Here is a 17296-nt window from a genome sequence, read left to right on the forward strand (position 1 = left end):
TCGCCCGAAGCCTGCACCGGACCGGGACCGTGAAACCCGGGCGCCCCGCCCTCACCACTTGTAGCTGATCTTCGCCAGCACCCGCCGGGCATCGCCGTAGAAGCAGGAATTCTGCGCCTGGCAGGAGGAGACGAAGCGCCGGTCGGCGAGGTTCGTGGCGTTCACCTGGAAGCGCCAGTTCTCGTAATCGTAGTGCACCTGCGCGTCGAACAGCACGTAGTCCGGCAGGCGCAGGGTGTTGCCGACGTCGGCGAAGGAGCGGCCGATGTAGCGCACGCCGCCGCCGAAGCCGAAGCCGCGCCAGTCGCCGGTCGGAATCGTGTAGTCGAAGAACAGGTTGGCGAGGTTTTCGGGGGTGTTGACCGGCACGCGCCCGAGCTGGTCGACGGTGCCCCGCACGGTGTTGATCCCGAAGACCGTGAAGGAGCCGACGACGTTGAGGCCGTCGAATAGGTTGGCCACCAGCTGCGCCTCGAAGCCGGTGGAGCGCACCGCGCCGAGCTGGCTCTGGAACAGCGTGTTCGCCGGATTCGGCGTCAGCACGTTGTTGCGGTGGATGTCGAAGCCCGCGAAGGTCAGGAAGTAGCCCTGGCCCGGCGGCTCGAACTTGACGCCGCCCTCGATCTGGTCGCCCGTCTCCGGCTTGAAGGTCTGGCTGTTGATGTCCGTGCCGATCAGCGGCTGGAACGAGGTCGAGTACATCACGTACGGCGCGAGGCCGAAGTCGAAGTTGTAGATCGCCGCCGCCCGGTAGGTGAAGGCGCTGTCGTTGCGGCCGTTGCTGTTGGCGGGGGTCAGGCGGTCGTAGACCCGGTTGTCGACGAAGTCCTGCCGGCCGCCGAGGATCAGGCTCAGCTCCGGCGTGAGCTTGATCTGGTCCTGGAAGTAGAGCCCGACCTGCTGGAACGAGTCGGCGTTGATCAGGTACGGCGAGGCGGAGACCGTCTGCGGACCGTAGACCGGCGCGAGGATGTTCAGGTTCGGGGCCGGGAAGCCCGAGGCTTGGTTGTCGTGGATCTGGAAGTTCCGGTACTCCACGCCCATCAGGAAGTGGTGCCGGAAGAAGCCGTCGGAGAACTGCGCCTCGGCCTGGGTGTCGACGTCGAGCTGGGCGACCTTGGCGTGGTCCCGGAACAGGTAGCGGGCGAGCTGCGTCTGCTGCGGATCGGCATAGCCGAGCTGGCCGATATAGGAGTTCTGGTAGCTCTCCGCGAAGGCGTAGCGGGCGTTCTGGCGGACCGTCCAGGTCTCGTCGAAGGCGTGCTCGAACTCGTAGCCGATGAAGGCCTGGTCGCGCCGGAAGGTGTTGAAGCCGGCATCGCCGACGTTGAGCGCGCGCGGGATGCGCAGGCCCAGCGCGGTCGGCTTCACCGTCCCGTAATAGGGCAGGAAGTTCGAGGTCACGGCGGAGTTGTCGCGCTGGAAGCTCGACAGGATCGTGAGCCGGGTCGCGCCGTCCGGCTTATAGGTGAAGGCCGGGGCGATGTAGTAGCTGTCGTCCGGCGCCCCCTGGACCTGGGTGCCGCCGTTGCGGGCGTAGCCGGTCAGGCGGGTGAACCAGTGGCCCTCCCGATCCGCCGGGCCGCCGACGTCGAAGGCGGCGTAGCGCTGGTCGAAGGAGCCGCCGCCGACCTCGATGGAGCCGAACGGCGTCTCGGTCGGGCGCTTGGTGACCTGGTTGATCAGGCCGCCGGGATTGCCGGCCCCGAACAGCACCGCGGCGGGGCCGCGCAGCACCTCGACGCGCTCCAGCCCGTAGGTGTTGACCCGGTAATACGCGAATCCGTAGTTCAGGAGCTGCAGGCCGTCGCGGTAGAGGCCGTAATCGCTCGCCACGAAGCCGCGCAGCTGGAAATAGTCGAGGCGCGAATCCGCGCCGAAGGTGCCCGCATAGGTGCCGGCCACGTACTGGGTCGCCTGCTGCAGGGTCTGGGCGTTCTGCGTGTCGATCTGCTGGCGGCCCACGACGGTGATCGATTGCGGGGTCTCGATCAGCGGGGTGTTGGTCTTGGTGGCGGTGGCCGAGCGCCGGGCCACGTAGCCGTCGATCGGGCCGGTCGGGCTCTCCACGGCGCGCGCGGGCGCCCCGGCGCGGACCGCGGAGGCCGGCCCGCCGCCGCCCTGGCTCTCCACGCTGAGTTCCTCGAGCTGCACGCTGCTGCCGGCCGGCGCCGCGGCGGCACCGCGGCGCGGCGCGGCGTCCTGCGCGCGGGCCGGGCCCGGCGCGGCCTGCGCCAGGACGGCCAGGGAGGCGCCGGCGAGGAGGGTGCGCAGGGTGACGCGCCGGACGATGCCCGTGGCGCCGGGGAGGGGGTGGGCGGCTCTCATGATCTCTTGCCGGATGCGACGCTGCGGGCAGCCGGCCGCGTTCGCCGGATTCGCCCCCGACGTGTCAGCCGCGCTGTTTAGAATCGTGATAAACTACTGTAATACTTGATCTTTCCAGCCCCGGACTACGGGCAGCCGGGCGCGGCCGCAAGCAGCCTTCGCGCGGAAGACGAGGGCTGTTGCCATTTCAACACGTATCGGTGGTGCAGCGACCGGGCCCGCGGCCCGGCGGCCCGGGGCTACTTCACGCGGCCCGCGATCCAGCCGGCCAGGACGTCCGCCACGGCGTCGCTGTTCGTCTCCAGCATCATCATGTGGCCGTTGCCGTGGAGGCCCTGATCGGCCAGCCGGACCACGTCGGGCTTGGCGCCGGCCTGGGTCAGGAAGGCGATGGTGCACTCGTCGTAGGTGGCGTGGAACGAGGCCTCCGCGGTCACCACCACGGTCGGCACCTTCGCGAGGTTCGGCAGGGCCCGGACGGGCTCGCCCTGCAGCCAGCAGCGGATCCGCCCGTCGCCCCCCTTCGGATCGCCCCCCTTGGCGTCAGACCCTTTGGCCTGCTGCGCCACGATCAGGTCCTCGGGGGCCTTGACCGGGGGATCGAAGGTCAGCGGCATGCGGGTCAGGCCGTAGGCCCGGGCGCGCCCGTCCCCGGTCTTCTCCCAGAACTCCTTGCCGCCGCGGAACTGCACGTCGAAGAAGGGCGGGCCGTTCGGCTCGACGGCGACATGCGCCTTGACGAGGTCCGGCCGCGCATCCGAGGCGGCCCAGCCGAACAGGGCCGCCTGGCCGTGGGTGATCAGGATCGCCGGACCGATCTTCTCCAGCAGGGCCAGCAGGGCGGGATCGACCAGCTCCTCGGTCTGCTGGCTGTTGGCGAGGAAGGGGACTTGGCTGGCGAAGAACTGATCGAAGGCGGCGTTGCCCGGCACGCCCGCCCCGCCCGGCCAGCGGGTGTGGAGCTTGGCCTGCGGGTACAGGTCGTAGACCTCCGGGGCCGTGTGGGTGCGCTCCAGGCTCCGGGTGCCGAGCCGGTCGTAGGGGCCGTAGACCTCCGGGTTGGTGCCCGAGCGCCCGCGCCCGACCTGGTCGACCACGTAGACCGGGTAGCCCTTCTCGACGAAGCGCTGCACCCAGCCCGGGCGGCCATCCGCGGTGGCGAGGTAGTTCACGCCGGTCTGGGCGAGGCCGTGGACCATCACCACCGGGTAGGCTTGCGTGATCCGGGCCGGGCTGCGCGACTGCACGAACATCTGGCCGACCATCACGGTCTTGTCGCCGAGCTTCTGGTAGCGGCCGCCGATGTAGAAATAGCCGGCGCGCGTCACCGGCTCGGACGGTCCCGCCGGGGCGGAGGCGGGCGCCACGCTCTGGGGGGCGGCGGCCTGCGCCGGCGGCTGGGCCGGGACAGGGCCCTGGGCCCGGGCCGGCCCCGCCGCCAGTCCCGCCGCCAACCCGGCGGCCAGCCCGGCAGACAGGCTCAGCCCCTGAACGGCGAGCAGCGCCGCGCGGGCGCCGTTCGCGATGCCGTTGCCGGCCATGCCGTCTCTCCCGGATGCGCGCCACTCCGCGCGGGCGCTTATTGCGGGAAACGCAACGTTCGGCCAGCCGGGAAAGCTGCACCATCCCGCCCGCGATGTCCGCGGCGGGGTCGGGCGAAGCGTCACGGCACCCGGATCGCGGCCGAGCCCGGCCCCCGGCGCATGCCAGGCGCGCCCGCGGCGGTGCTGGCGCGGCGCGGGCGGCACGCCCACCTTGGGACCGCATCGGCGCCGCTACGCGCGCCCCTCGCCCGGATCACCCGCGGCGGGGCAAAGCCAAGGACTCCAGCCGTGGATCCCGCAACCGCCAAGACCCTGGTTTCCGCCGCCCTGGTCGCCGCCATCAGCCTGTTCAGCGTGGTGTCGCTCCAGGCCTTCGTCGCTCAGATCCTCGCGGACCTCCGCGACGCCGGGTCCGCCCCCAGGGCGGTGCCGGTCCCGGTCCGCGTCGACCGCCGGATTCCGCCGCAGGCCTGATCGGTCCGAGCGGGCGGCGTCAGCCCCGTCCGCCGGGATCTTCCGACGGATGCCGGTCAGGTCCCCTCCTGCCGGGCCCGCTCGCGCAGGATGAACTTCTGCACCTTGCCGGTGGAGGTCTTGGGCAATTCGCCGAACACCACGTGGCGGGGGAGCTTGTAGGAGGCCAGCCGCCCCCGGCACCACTGGATCAGCTCGTCGGCACTGGGGGATGCGCCGGGCTTCAGCTCCACGAAGGCGCAGGGGGTCTCGCCCCATTTCGCATCGGGCTTGGCCACCACCGCCGCGGCGGCCACCGCCGGGTGCTTGAACAGGGCGTCCTCCACCTCGATCGACGAGATGTTCTCGCCCCCCGAGATGATGATGTCCTTCGAGCGGTCCTTGAGCTGCACGTAGCCGTCCGGGTGCTTCACCCCGAGGTCGCCGGTGCGGAACCAGCCGCCCTTGAAGGCGGCCTGCGTGGCGGCGGGATTCTTGAGGTAGCCGCGCATCACCACGTTGCCGCGCATCATCACCTCGCCGATCGTGGCCCCGTCGGCGGGCACCGGCTCCATCGTCTCAGGGTCGCGGACGTCGAGGGCCTCGAGCACCGGATAGCGGACGCCCTGGCGCGCCTTCTTGGCCGCCCGCTGGTCGGCCGCGAGGGCGTCCCAGTCGCCGTGCCAGGCATTCACAACCGCCGGCCCGTAGCTCTCGGTCAGGCCGTACAGGTGGGTCACGTCGAACCCGGCCTCCGACATGCCGGCGAGCACCGCCTCCGGCGGCGGCGCGGCGGCGGTGAAGAACGCGACGCGCTTGTGCAGGTCGCGGCGCTCGGCATCGGAGGCGTTGATCAGCATCTGCATCACGATCGGCGCCCCGCAGAGATGCGTGACCCCGTGCTCGTCCATCAGCCGGTACATGGCCTCCGCCCGGACCTGGCGCAGGCAGACATGGGTGCCGGCCACCACCGACAGGGTCCAGGGGAAGCACCAGCCGTTGCAGTGGAACATCGGCAGGGTCCAGAGATAGACCGGGTGCTGGCCGAGCCCGCCCGTGATGACGTTGCCGAGCGCCAGCAGCGCCGCCCCCCGGTGGTGGTAGACCACGCCCTTCGGGTCGCCCGTGGTGCCCGACGTGTAGTTCAGGGCGATCGCGTCCCACTCGTCGTCCGGGAGACGCCAGTCGTGCTCCGGGTTGCCGCCGGCCAGAAACGATTCGTAGTCGGTCTCGCCGAGGCGGGCGCCGGGGCCGTCGTATTCGGGATCGTCCACGTCGATCACGAACGGCTTGGTCTCCAGCCCCTCCAGCGCCGCGGCGGCCGTGCGGGAAAATTCGCGGTCGGTGATCAGCACCGCGGCCTCGCCGTGTTCCAGGCAGAAGCGGATCGCGCCGGCGTCGAGGCGGGTATTGAGGGTGTTGAGCACCGCCCCGGTCATCGGCACGCCGTAGTGGCACTCGATCATCTCGGGAGTGTTGGCCAGCAGCGCCGCCACGGTGTCGCCCCGGCCGATCCCGCGCGCCGCCAGCGCCGAGGCGAGGCGGCGCGCCCGGGCGTAGAGGTCCCGGTAGGAGCGCCGCAGGGGGCCGTGGACCACCGCCACGTGCTCGGGAAACACCCGCGCGGCCCGGTCCAGGTAGAGCAGGGGGGTCAGCGGCTGGTGGTTGGCCGGGACGCGGTCGAGGTCGCGGTCGTAAATCGTGTCGCGGGCCATCCCCGTCCTCCCGGCAAAATGTTGCCGGGACCGTAGCTTGCCGGGACGGGCGCGATCAATCGGGCGGGCGCGGACATCCTCAGTGGCGGGGCTCGTCCTCGGGCTCGGGCAGGAAGCGGGCGAGTTCGAAGCCGATCTCGATCATCAGGTGCTCGATCCGGTCGGTGAGGGTCGGCCGGTGCAGGGCGCGGGCGAGGTCGCGCAGGGCGATGATGTGCTCGGCCATCCGGTTCACCACCCGCTCGCTCTGCACGAGATTGGCGGCCTGCTCCTCGGTGCGGTCGATGGCGATGCCGCGCCCCCGGGTCGCCCCGCCGGCGGGGTCCCGCTCGATCCGGCCGCGCATCAGGAGCGTGCGGATCCCGGTGCGCGTGTCGCGGGTGCGGAACTCCGCCTCGACCGGACCGCCGGTCTCGGCCATCGCGTGCAGGTAGCTCTCGATCCGGATGCGGTCCTCGGGATGGGTGTGATCGAGGAACACCTCGAGGGACACCCCGCCGGCGGCGGCCTCGGGGTCGAGGCCGAGCAGATCCGCGAAGGTGGCCGAGAGCGCCAGCTGCCCCGCCCAGTAATCGTGGGCCCAGGTGCCCACGACGCCGGAGGCTTCCAGAACGGCTTGCGGGATCGGGGCTTCGGCCGCGCCAGTCCGCGCCGGGGCGACACCCGCTTTTAAACTTGAGGTTTTCACCCCCATCGGACTCCTCGTCTCACCCGCGCTCACGCTACGGTATCCGAGCGCCGCTGGAAAGGCTGTTAACTCTCTATATGCTAAGAATCTTAACCTGAAGTTTAGATGGATAGCCTGTGGCCGCATTGGGCCTGGATCTTCGGAACGACGCGCCGTCTTAACGGGTCGTTAACCATGTCGGCCGCAACCTGCCTTGGGACATCCTTGGGTCACAGGATCGCGGCACGCCGCAAATTCCATACCTGAGGTTGATCCAGACGGCGCAGCGACCGGCGGTCGCGGGCGCCCGAACGGATGCACGGGGCCTTCTGGAGGACGCCCAGGATGAAAGCGATCACCTTCGTCACGCAGAAGGGCGGCAGCGGCAAGAGCACGCTGTGCATCTCCCTGGCGGTGGCCGCCCGGGAAGCCGGCCACACGGTCTGCATCCTGGAGATGGACCGGCAGGCCACGATCTCCGACTGGCTCGACCACCGCACCGCCGACGGCCCCGAGGTGGCGCAGATCGACGCCACCCAGATCGACGCCGTGATGGAGCGCCTGCGCGAATCCGCCTACGATTACGTGTTCATCGACACGCCGGGGGTCGATTCCACCGGCACGCTGTCGGCGATCCGCGCGGCGGACCTGTGCATCATCCCGTGCCGGCCGACCCCCGCGGACCTGCGGGCGTTCAAGCCGACCTTGGCCGCCGTCTACCGGCTGGAGAAGAAGTTCGCCTTCGTGCTGAACCAGACCCCGCCGCGCTCCTACCGGATCCGCGACGCCGCGGACGGGCTGGCGGTGCTCGGCATCCTGCCCGACGTGAACATCGTCGCCCGCACCGACCACCAGGACGCGATCGGCCTCGGGCAGGGCGTCACCGAATTCAACCCGAAGGGCCAGGCCGCCGGGGAGGTCCGCCGCCTCTGGTCCTGGATCGAGCGCCGCACGCAGCCCCTGAGGACGGGTCAGCATGTCCAAGCCGCCTAAGCTCAGCCTCGCGGCGATCGTGGCCTCGGCGAGCCCGCAGGTGAAGCCCCTCGCCCGATCCGCGCCGGCGGTCCGGCCGCAGGGCGCCGAGATCGTGTCGTTGACCCTCGCGCCTCCGGTGCCGAAGCCCGCGGCCACGCTCAAGCAGCGGGCCCGCCAGATGTCGGTCTATCTGGAGCCGCCGGTCTACGACCAGCTGCGCGACCTCGCCTACGCCGAGAGGACCAAGATGCACGCCCTGATTCTGGAGGGCCTCGACCTGCTGTTCAAGCAGCGCGGCGCCCAGTCGATCGCGCAGCTGACCGACGCGCAGTCCCGCTGAGGGCAGGCGGCTCCGCCTCCCTCCCCCGCGGCGGGGAGGGAGATGCCCTCCGGGAGCGCCTTTCCCCTTCTCGAACAGCCATTTATGCGTCGATCCTGAGATCACGCACGAACCGCCCGGCACCGTCGGGCGCAGCGCCTGAACCCCGACCTCCGGCAACGTTCAGGCTTCCTTTACGCGATCCCTACAATTCTGGGTGGACCCGGCCGCGGGCCTCTTGGCGCGTCCGGGTCCGGTCCGGTTCGGGCCCCGGCCACGCGTAGAGTTTGGTGACCCCCACGATGGTGCGCACGACGCTTCCCCGGCCGGCGCGCCTCGCCCTGCGGCTCATGGCCGTCTCGGGCGTGGCCCTGGCCACCGCCAACTGCGCCACCTCGCCCCAGCAGAAGCTCGCCGCCGGGAACGGTATCGACCCGAAATACGGGGTCAAGGCGAGCCCGCGCCTCTACAACGAGGGCGACGTGATCCCGAAGGGCGGCGGCCGCCGCTACACCGGCAAGCCCTACGTGGTCGCCGGCCAGACCTACGTGCCGAAGGAGAATCCGAACGGCTACGTGCGCGAGGGGCTCGCCTCCTGGTACGGCTCGGCCTTCCACGGCCGCATGACCGCCAACGGCGAGGTGTTCGACCGCCACTCGATCGCCGCCGCCCACCCCACCCTGCCGCTGCCGAGCTACGCCCGGGTGACGAACCTCGACAACGGCTACTCGATGGTGGTGCGCGTCAACGACCGCGGCCCCTACCATGCCGGGCGCGTCATGGACGTGTCGGAGGAGGCGGCCGACGCCCTGGGCTTCCACCGCAAGGGCACCGCGCATGTGCGCGTCGAATATGTCGGCAAGGCCTCGGTGGCCGGCAGCGACGACCGCAAGCTGCTCGCCAGCCTGCGCACCGACGGCCGGCCGGCCGGCCGCTCGACCGTGATGATGGCCGATCTCGGCCCGACCGAGGACACGGAGCGCTACACGCGCTCCGCCCCGGCGCCGCTGGCCTTCCGTCCCGCCCAGGATTCCGCGTCGGAGCCCGCCGAGACCCCGGCCGCGCGGCCCGAGAGGACGGCACCGGTGCGCGCGCCGATCATGCTGGCCTCCGCCGCCGTGACGGTCCCGGCGGCCGTGCAGCCCACCGCCCCGCGGGTGCGGGAGTTCCGGCCCGCCCCCGTCCAGACCGCCGCCGCCAAGGGTGGCGGCGTCGGGGCCGGCAACCTGAAGGTCGCGGGTCTCAACCCGGCCCTCGCCCAGGGAGCGCCCCAGGCGCCTGGGCATGCCGCTGCCGGGAAAATCGCCTCGAAACCCGGCTCGGCCGCCCGTCCGGCGCTCGCCGAGGTCCACGGCCGGGGGGCTCCGGCGCCCGGCCCGACGAAGCTCGCCAAGGGCCCCTCCGCGCCGCCCTCCGCGCCGCTGCCGGCTTCGGCCAAGCTCGCCATGGCACGCCTCGCCGCCGTGCCGGCCAAGCCCGCGGCGGCCGCGCCGTCCAAGGCGGCGCCCGGCAAGTCCGCGGCGCCTGCCAAGTCCGCAGCGCCTGCCAAGTCCGCGGCGCCCGGCAAGGCGTCACCGAGCAGGATCGCCGCCCCTGCCGGCGCCCATCACGCCCGCCTGGCCGGGATCTACTGACGCCGCCCGCGGCGTCGGCCATCGGGGCCTCGGCCGGATCCCGGCCGGGTCTCGGCCGCCGATGCGGCATTTCGCGTTCGATCCGGCGCCGAAACCGTAATATGGTCACGCTTGTTATTGGGATACGGCCGGGATGCTTCCGGGCCGGCGGCAGGCGTGGGACGGAACGGTGATGCGCAGACCCCTTCTCACCCTCCTCGCGGCCGCCTGCGCCCTGGGCGCCGGCCTCGCCGCCGCCGCCGCACAGAGCTTCCAGACCGCGGCCCCGCACGCGATCCTGATCGACGCCGATTCCGGCTCGGTCCTGTTCGAGAAGGCCGCCGACGAGCGGTTCTCGCCGGCCAGCATGGCCAAGCTGATGACCACCGACATCGTGTTCGAGGCGCTGAAATCCGGCCGCCTCTCCATGGACACGGAGTTCACCGTCACCGAGGACGCGTGGAAGCGCGGCGGCGCCGGCGGGGGCGGCTCGTCGATGTTCGCGCAGGTCAACAGCCGCATCAAGATGGCGGACCTGCTGCGCGGCCTGATCGTGCAGTCGGGCAACGACGCGGCGATCACCATCGCGGAGAACATGGCCGGGTCCGAGGAGGCCTTCGCGGGGCTGATGAACCAGCGCGCCAAGGAGATCGGGCTGACGAACTCGACCTTCCGCAACGCCACCGGCTACGCGGCGCCCGACCAGAAGGTCACGGCCCGGGACATGGCCAAGCTCGCGCTGCACATCATCGACACCTACCCGGATTACTACAAGATCTTCTCCGAGAAGGAGTTCACCTGGAACAAGATCCGCCAGCAGAACCGCAACCCGCTGCTCGCCCTCGACATCGGCGCGGACGGGCTCAAGACCGGCTACCTGGAGGAATCGGGCTACGCGCTCACGGGCTCGGCGGTGCAGAACGGCCAGCGGCTCGTTCTGGTGGTCTCGGGGCTGAAGAGCGCCCGGGACCGCGCCTCCGAGTCGCGCAAGCTGATGGAATGGGGCTTCCGCGCCTTCGAGCCCCGGCAGGTCTTCACGCCGGGCGAGACCGTGGCCGAAGCCTCCGTGTATGGCGGCCAGTCGGGCTCGGTGCCGCTGGTGGCGAAGAAGCCCGTGCGGGTCCTGCTGCCGCGCGGCTCCAGCGACCGGGTCAGCGCCAAGGTGATCTATACCGGGCCCCTCGTCGCCCCCGTGGAGGAGGGCCGGCGAGTCGGCGTCCTGCGCATCCAGCGCGGCGATACGGTCGCCCTCGACCAGCCCCTCTACGCCGGCGCCTCGGTGGAGCCCGGCACGCTGTCGCAGCGGGCGATGGATGCGGCGCTGGAATTCGGCACCGGCCTCGTCCGCAAGGCCCTCGACCGGGCCGGCAAGGGCGGCGACAAGGGTGGCGACAAGGGGACTGACAAGGGTGCTGCCGGGGCGGCCAACCCCTCGTGACGGCGCGCGCGTGACCGTGCTGCGGCTCCGGGATCCCGCGGAGGCGGGCGGCGCCTTCCTCACCTTCGAGGGGGGGGAGGGGGCCGGCAAGTCGACCCAGATCGCCCGCCTCGCCGCGACCCTGCGCGCGCAATCGGGCCGGGCCGTCTGCGTGACGCGCGAGCCCGGCGGCTCGCCGCGGGCGGAGGAGATCCGCACGGCCCTGCTCGACGGCGTCGCCAAGCCCTACGGCCCCTTCGCGGAAGCCCTGCTGTTCAGCGCCGCCCGGATCGACCACCTCGACCGCTTGATCCGTCCGGCCCTGCGCCGGGGCGAGATCGTGCTGTGCGACCGCTTCATCGACTCGACCCGGGCCTATCAGGGCGCCGCAGGCGGCCTCGATCCCGGGATCCTGGACGCCCTGGAGCGGGTCGTCGTCGGCCCGACCCGGCCCGACCTCACCCTGATCCTCGACCTCGCCCCCGAGGCGGGCCTCGCCCGCGCGGCCGGGCGCGGCGCCGGGACGGGGCAGGGGGCCGACCGGTTCGAGGCCGAGGCCCTCGACTTCCACATCCGGCTGCGGGAGGCCTTCCTGGCGATCGCCCGGGCCGAGCCGGAGCGCTGCGCGGTGATCGACGCGTCCCGCGATCCCGACGCGGTCGAGGCGGCGATCCGGGCCGTCGTCGCGTCCCGGCTGCCCGAGCTTCTGCCCGACCGGCCGAAGGGGACGGGCAGAAGCGGCGATGCGGTGTGAGCGGCGGCGCTCCGCGGCCGGTTTGCGGCGTGCCCCGTTCGGGCTATCGTCCGGGCTATCGTCCGGATGGAAACCGCCGCTCCCTGGCGCTGACCCGTCAAGGTCGAGCCGGCGCACGATCACGGGGTGCAGGGCGCGTCGGCGGTGGAACCTCCGCTCGCCCTGTTCCGCGCGCGAGAATGCCGGAGAGGCCCATTCTCGGCACGCAGGCTCGGCACGCAGGGCCGCGCGCGACCGGCGCGGGGTGGGTCGGTGAGGCCCGGGCGAGGCCGGTGCGACCGGCCCAGGGGCGTTCCGAGGGGCGCTCTCGGGGGCGCTGGGCACCGCCCGTGGGCTTCCGGAAGCGCAGCGGTGCCGGAACCGCCAGAGGAGCGAAGGCTCGCATGAAACCCGTGGACCGCGCCGCCGACGACGTCGAGCCCGGAGACCTGTCGGGCATCCCGCGCCCGCGCGAGACCCTCGGGCTCGTCGGCCACGGGGCGGCGGCCGACGCCTTCGCGGCCGCGATCGCGGCGGGCCGCCTGCACCATGCCTGGCTGATCGGCGGCGCCCCCGGCATCGGCAAGGCGACGCTGGCCTACCGGGTCGCGCGCCGCCTGCTCGCCCATCCCGCGGGCGGCGGGCCGGCGGGCCTCGACGTGCCGGCGGACGATGCCGTCATCGGCAAGGTGGCGGGCCTGTCGCACCCGAATCTGGTGGTCCTGCGCCGCCACCGGACCGCCGGCACCAAGACGCTGCCGACCAAGATCTCGGTCGACATGGTGCGCCGGGCCCTTGACCTCTTCGCCTCGACGGCCACGGATTCCGGCTGGCGGGTCTGCATCCTCGACAGCGCCGAGGATCTCAACGCCAACGCCGCCAACGCCCTGCTCAAGGTCCTGGAGGAGCCCCCGCCCCGGGCGCTGTTCCTGATCCTGTCCCACCAGCCCGGCCGGCTGCTCCCGACCATCCGCTCCCGTTGCCGGGTCCTGATGCTGCGCCCGCTGTCCCCCGCGGCGGTCGCCCAGGTGGTGCGCGGCCTGCCCGAGCCCTTCCCGCAACCCGACGAGGCCGCCCTGGCCCGGGCGCTGGCCCAGTGCGAGGGCTCGGTCGCCCGGGCGCTGGCGATGCTCGATCCGGTCACCGCCGGCCTCGTGGCCGAGATCGAGACCCTGCTGGCGCGGGCGCGCACGCCCGATTGGGGCCGGGTGCTCAAGCTGGCCGAGACCCTGGCGGGCCGCGACGCGGAGGCGCGGTTCGAGGCCGCCCAGGACGCGGTGCTGCGCTTCGTCTCGGCTGAGATCGACCGGCGCCGGGACGAGCCCCCCGCCCGCCTCGCCGCCCTGGTGGAGGTCGCCGACCGGTTCGGCCGCGCCGCCCGGGAGGCGGCGATCTACAACCTCGACCGGCGCCCGGTGATGCTGTCCCTGTTCGGCGACCTCGCCGAGGTGGCGTAGGGCCGGACGCGGCGGTGCCGCGGGCGATGGGCGCCGTGAGAGGCCGCTGCGTGAGGCCGCCGCGTGAGGCCGCCGCATCCCGTCGTCCCGGGGCCGCCCGGCGGGGCCTGGGATCCAGACACGCCGAGGCGGCACGGCCTCGCACGGACGGTGTTCCCGGGTCGCCCGGCTCCGGCGTACCCCTCCGGGTCCGGGTTCGTCTGCGGCACCCCGGAATGACCGCGCGGATCGATGGGCGCAGGGCATCACCGCCCGGACGCGCCGCCCGCACCTTGACAATGTTCCTATTTTGTGCTTCCTGACCGCACCTGTCCGCGGCGGCCCGGGAGCGATCCCGGGGCGTCCTTCGGGGGCCCGCCCGGTGGCTGACCGGGCGGGTCCGGGGGCGGGGCGGCGCCCGCGTCGGTGGCTTTCAGCCGCCATCGCCCCGGGCGGCGGACCGGTGCGGGGCGTGTCTCGGAAGCGGGCGTGAGACCGGGCGGCAGTTTGCCCGGCGGGGTCGAGGAAATGCCCCCGCGCCGACCCGCCTCTGGGCCGACCCTGAGCGACCTGCGGACCCGCCCACTACGAGGCGGGGGGCGGCTGGAAGGCCACGGCGCTGATGCGGGTTCCGGAGGTGCGGGCACGGCGTGCCTGGGCTTCGCCCGAGACCGCGAACAGGGAGTCGCAGGACCGGGGCGCTGGAGACGCCGCGACGAGAAAGACGGCACCGGCCGGGGCAGGCGCCCGGTCGATGCCGCGGGGCGCCGCGGGGATCGGATCCCGCGCGACTTTGGCCGACACCTGGGTTCCCGCGGCGTCCCGCGTCCCTCGTGTTCGCTCCCGGGCCATGCCCCCGGCGCCACCGGCGCGCGGGGACTATGACGCATGTCCGGAGACGGTCGACGACGGCCGCCTCCCGGACCGGCCGCCGTCGCGGCAGCGCCGGTCTTGCCGGCCGCGACGGTTGCGTCCCGGCTCCGGTCGCGCGACAACGCGGGCAGCTTCCCGCGCTCATCCGGAACACCACAGACGTGACGTCCAACGCCCCGGCGCCCCTGAAAAAAACCTTCGGCCTCTCGACCGCGATCTCCTACCCCAACGGCGCGCCCCATATCGGCCATGCCTACGAGGTGATCGCCGCCGACGCCATCGCGCGCTTCCACCGGCTCGACGGCTACGACGTGCTGTTCTCCACCGGGACCGACGAGCACGGGCTGAAGATCCAGCAGGCCGCGACCCGGGCCGGCACCACCCCGCGCGCGTATGTCGACGGCACCGCCGCCCGGTTCCAGGCGATGGCCGACCGGCTGGACTGCGCCTACGACCGCTTCATCCGCACCACCGAGCCCGGCCATTCCGCCGCCGCCCAGGAGATCTGGCGGCGGATGGAGGCCAACGGCGACATCTACCTCGACAAATATGCCGGCTGGTACTCGGTCCGCGACGAGGCCTATTACGACGAGGCCGAGACCCGGCTCCTGGAGGACGGCAGCCGCCGCAGCCTCGCCACCGACACGCCGGTCGTGTGGATGGAGGAGGAGAATTTCCTGTTCCGGCTCTCCGCCTATCAGGACCGGCTGCTGCAGCTCTACGCGGACCAGCCCGACTTCATCGGGCCGGACACCCGCCGGAACGAGGTGGCGAGCTTCGTGCGCTCCGGCCTCAAGGACCTCTCGGTCAGCCGCACCAATTTCGACTGGGGCGTGCCGGTGCCCGGCCATCCGAGCCACGTCATGTACGTGTGGGTCGATGCGCTCACCAATTATCTCACCGTCACCGGCTTCCCCGACGAGTCCGATCCGCGAAAAAAATTCTGGCCGATGGATCTGCACATCATCGGCAAGGACATCGTCCGGTTCCACGCGGTCTACTGGCCGGCCTTCCTGATGTCGGCCGGGCTGCCCCTGCCCAAGCGCGTCTTCGGCCACGGCTTCCTGCTCTCCAAGGGCGAGAAGATGTCGAAGTCGCTGGGCAACGTCCTCGACCCGTTCGAGCTTGCCGACACCTACGGCGTCGACCCGGTGCGCTACTTCGTGCTGCGCGAGGTGCCGTTCGGCGGCGACGGCAGCTACAGCCACGAGGCGATCATCGGCCGGATCAACGCCGATCTCGCCAACGACCTCGGCAACCTCGCCCAGCGCTCGCTCTCGATGGTGGCCAAGAACTGTGACGGTGCGGTGCCGGATCCGGGCAGCCTGGACGAGGCCGACCGCGCCCTGCTCGCCCAGGTCGATGCCCTGCCGGAGCGCGCCCGCACCCTGATGGGCGACCTCGCGCTGCACAGCATCCTCGCCGAGATCTGGGCCGTGGTGGCGGAGGCGAACCGCTACTTCGCCGCCCAGGAGCCCTGGCGCCTGCGCAAGTCCGACCCGGCGCGGATGAACGCCGTGCTCTACACGACGCTGGAGGCGTTGCGCGTCTTCGGCATCCTGACCCAGCCCTTCGTGCCGGGGGCGGCCGCCAAGCTCCTCGACCTGCTGGCGGTGCCGGCCGACCGGCGCAGCCTCGCCGCCGTGGGGGAGGGGGGCCGGCTCGTGCCGGGCACGGCGCTCGCCGCCCCCGCGCCGATCTTCCCGCGCTTCGAGCGCCCCGAGACCCCGTCCGCCTGACGAATCTTGCCGCCCGACGGCCCCGAGACCCGATGCTCATTGACAGCCACTGCCATCTCGACTTCCCGGATTTCGCCGCCGACCTGCCCGGGGTCATCGCCCGGGCGAAGGCCGCGGGCGTCACCGGCATGCTCACCATCGCCACCCGGGTCGCCAAGGCCGACACCTACCGGGCGATCGCCGAGGCTCATCCGGAGGTCTGGTACACGATCGGCACCCATCCCCACGGGGCCGCCGATGAGCCGGACGTCGCCGCCGGGGCGATCGCGGAGATCGCCGCGGCCAGCCCGCGCTGCGTCGGGATCGGCGAGGCCGGGCTCGATTACCACTACGCCGACGCCGCCCCCGAGGCGGTGCAGGAGCGGGTGCTGCGCGCCCATATCGAGGCGGCGCGCCTGTCCGGCCTGCCGCTGGTGATCCACGCCCGCGACGCCGACGACCACATGGAGCGGGTGCTCTCCGACGAGATGGGCCACAAACCCTTCCGGGCGGTGCTGCACTGCTTCTCCTCGGGGAAGCGGCTGGCGGAGGCCGGGGTGGAGCTGGGGCTGTTCGTGTCCTTCTCGGGCATCGTCACCTTCCGGCGCTCGCACGATCTGCGCGACATCGCCCGGAGCGTGCCCCTGGATCGGATCCTGGTGGAGACCGACGCGCCGTTCCTCGCCCCCGAGCCCCATCGCGGGCGGACCAACGAGCCGGCCTACACGGCCGACACGGCCCGGTCCCTCGCCGAGACGCTCGGGCTGCCGGCCGAGGACCTCGCCCGGATCACCACAGCGAACTTTTTCAGCCTGTTCGACAAGGCGGCCGGCGCAACGCCCCGCAGCGGCGCGTGACCGAAGCGGGCGGGAGCGGGAGATCCGGATGGCGCGCCTGACCCTGCGGATCCTCGGCTGCGGCTCCTCCGGCGGGGTGCCGCGGGTCGGCACCGGCTGGGGTGCCTGCGATCCGGAGGAGCCACGCAACCGCCGGAGGCGCTGCTCGATCCTGGTCGAGCGGGCATCCGGGGCCGGGCGGACCACGCTTCTGGTCGACACCTCCCCCGATCTGCGCGAGCAGCTCCTGGATTCCGGCATCCGGCGTCTGGACGGGGTGCTCTACACCCACGCCCATGCCGACCACACCCACGGAATCGACGACCTGCGCCCGCTGGTGATCGCCATGCGGGCACGGATCCCGGTCTACGCGGACGCCCTGACCCGGTCGCTGCTCACGACCCGGTTCGGCTATTGCTTCGAGACGCCCCCCGGAAGCGCTTACCCGCCGATCCTCGACCTGCGCGACCTCGACGCCGACCGCGACCTGACCCTGGAGGGGGAGGGGGGCCCGATCACCGTGGCATCGCTCCCGGTGGAGCACGGCAACGAGGCCGCCCTCGGCTTCCGCTTCGGCAATGCGGCCTACATGCCCGACGTGAGCCTGATCCCGGACGCGACCCTGGCCCGGCTCCACGGTCTCGACCTGCTGATCATCGATGCCCTGCG

The 17296-nt window shown here is 72.2% G+C and carries 15 protein-coding genes (1 of these 15 cut by a window edge); 10 read left to right on the plus strand and 5 right to left on the minus strand.

Going from position 1 to position 17296, the window contains the following annotated elements:
• Positions 1-51: 51 nt before the first annotated feature.
• Together P9K36_RS08895 and P9K36_RS08900 are read right to left on the minus strand one after the other, a co-directional pair.
• Positions 52-2328, minus strand: coding sequence for a TonB-dependent siderophore receptor (locus P9K36_RS08895; protein ID WP_043756668.1), 2277 nt, complete (start codon positions 2326-2328; stop codon positions 52-54).
• Positions 2329-2567: 239 nt separating this feature from the next.
• A complete protein-coding gene (locus tag P9K36_RS08900) occupies positions 2568-3869 on the minus strand; it encodes an alpha/beta hydrolase (protein ID WP_075380018.1) in 1302 nt (433 codons plus the stop codon).
• 291 nt (positions 3870-4160) lie between these two features.
• Here P9K36_RS08900 and P9K36_RS08905 point away from each other — a divergent pair, with 291 nt between their 5' ends.
• Positions 4161-4346: a hypothetical protein gene (locus tag P9K36_RS08905; RefSeq protein ID WP_053609826.1), complete on the plus strand. Its 186-nt coding sequence runs from the start codon at positions 4161-4163 to the stop codon at positions 4344-4346.
• Between the two features lie 56 nt (positions 4347-4402).
• Here the strand turns inward: P9K36_RS08905 and P9K36_RS08910 are convergent, their stop codons facing one another.
• A complete protein-coding gene (locus tag P9K36_RS08910; RefSeq protein WP_053609825.1) occupies positions 4403-6040 on the minus strand; it encodes an acyl-CoA synthetase in 1638 nt (545 codons plus the stop codon).
• A 79-nt stretch (positions 6041-6119) separates the two neighbouring features.
• Positions 6120-6734, minus strand: coding sequence for a PAS domain-containing protein (locus P9K36_RS08915; protein WP_051044948.1), 615 nt, complete (start codon positions 6732-6734; stop codon positions 6120-6122).
• Positions 6735-7052: 318 nt separating this feature from the next.
• Between P9K36_RS08915 and P9K36_RS08920 the strand changes: the two genes are divergently transcribed.
• The 6 genes from P9K36_RS08920 to P9K36_RS08945 all read left to right on the plus strand — a co-directional run bounded on the left by P9K36_RS08920 (position 7053) and on the right by P9K36_RS08945 (position 13221).
• Positions 7053-7700, plus strand: a complete 648-nt coding sequence (locus P9K36_RS08920; RefSeq protein WP_278306918.1) for a ParA family protein — start codon at positions 7053-7055, stop codon at positions 7698-7700.
• On the plus strand, positions 7684-8022 hold the full coding sequence (locus tag P9K36_RS08925; RefSeq protein ID WP_043354543.1) for a ribbon-helix-helix domain-containing protein: 339 nt from the start codon (positions 7684-7686) through the stop codon (positions 8020-8022). The genes P9K36_RS08920 and P9K36_RS08925 overlap by 17 nt, the downstream gene beginning before the upstream one ends.
• A gap of 281 nt (positions 8023-8303) precedes the next feature.
• Complete coding sequence (locus P9K36_RS08930; protein WP_043761076.1) at positions 8304-9635, plus strand: septal ring lytic transglycosylase RlpA family protein; 1332 nt, start codon at positions 8304-8306, stop codon at positions 9633-9635.
• A 172-nt stretch (positions 9636-9807) separates the two neighbouring features.
• The gene (locus P9K36_RS08935) at positions 9808-11052 is read left to right on the plus strand and encodes a D-alanyl-D-alanine carboxypeptidase family protein (protein ID WP_043354561.1); all 1245 of its coding nucleotides are present in this window, start codon (positions 9808-9810) and stop codon (positions 11050-11052) included.
• A 10-nt stretch (positions 11053-11062) separates the two neighbouring features.
• Entirely contained in the window at positions 11063-11785 is a 723-nt protein-coding gene (tmk, locus tag P9K36_RS08940; RefSeq protein ID WP_100794081.1) for a dTMP kinase, read from the plus strand.
• Positions 11786-12168: 383 nt separating this feature from the next.
• Positions 12169-13221, plus strand: coding sequence for a DNA polymerase III subunit delta' (locus P9K36_RS08945; RefSeq protein WP_043756674.1), 1053 nt, complete (start codon positions 12169-12171; stop codon positions 13219-13221).
• 564 nt (positions 13222-13785) lie between these two features.
• Here P9K36_RS08945 and P9K36_RS08950 read toward each other — a convergent pair.
• Positions 13786-14004 carry a hypothetical protein gene (locus P9K36_RS08950; protein ID WP_043756676.1) on the minus strand — a complete coding sequence of 73 codons (219 nt, stop codon included), beginning with the start codon at positions 14002-14004 and terminating at the stop codon, positions 13786-13788.
• Between the two features lie 230 nt (positions 14005-14234).
• On the opposite strand from P9K36_RS08950, the gene metG reads away from it, so the two are divergent.
• The 3 genes in view from metG to P9K36_RS08965 are tightly spaced (at most 32 nt apart) and all read left to right on the plus strand, a layout consistent with a single transcriptional unit that may run on beyond the window.
• On the plus strand, positions 14235-15812 hold the full coding sequence (metG, locus tag P9K36_RS08955) for a methionine--tRNA ligase (protein WP_043354549.1): 1578 nt from the start codon (positions 14235-14237) through the stop codon (positions 15810-15812).
• A 32-nt stretch (positions 15813-15844) separates the two neighbouring features.
• Positions 15845-16648, plus strand: coding sequence for a TatD family hydrolase (locus tag P9K36_RS08960; protein ID WP_043756678.1), 804 nt, complete (start codon positions 15845-15847; stop codon positions 16646-16648).
• Between the two features lie 28 nt (positions 16649-16676).
• Positions 16677-17296, plus strand: the 5' portion of a protein-coding gene (locus P9K36_RS08965; RefSeq protein ID WP_043354553.1) for an MBL fold metallo-hydrolase. 184 nt of this gene lie beyond the right edge of the window; only the first 620 of its 804 coding nucleotides appear in the window; the start codon lies at positions 16677-16679; the stop codon falls past the right edge of the window.

This window comes from Methylobacterium sp. 391_Methyba4 (genome assembly GCF_029691625.1).
GTDB lineage: Bacteria > Pseudomonadota > Alphaproteobacteria > Rhizobiales > Beijerinckiaceae > Methylobacterium > Methylobacterium fujisawaense.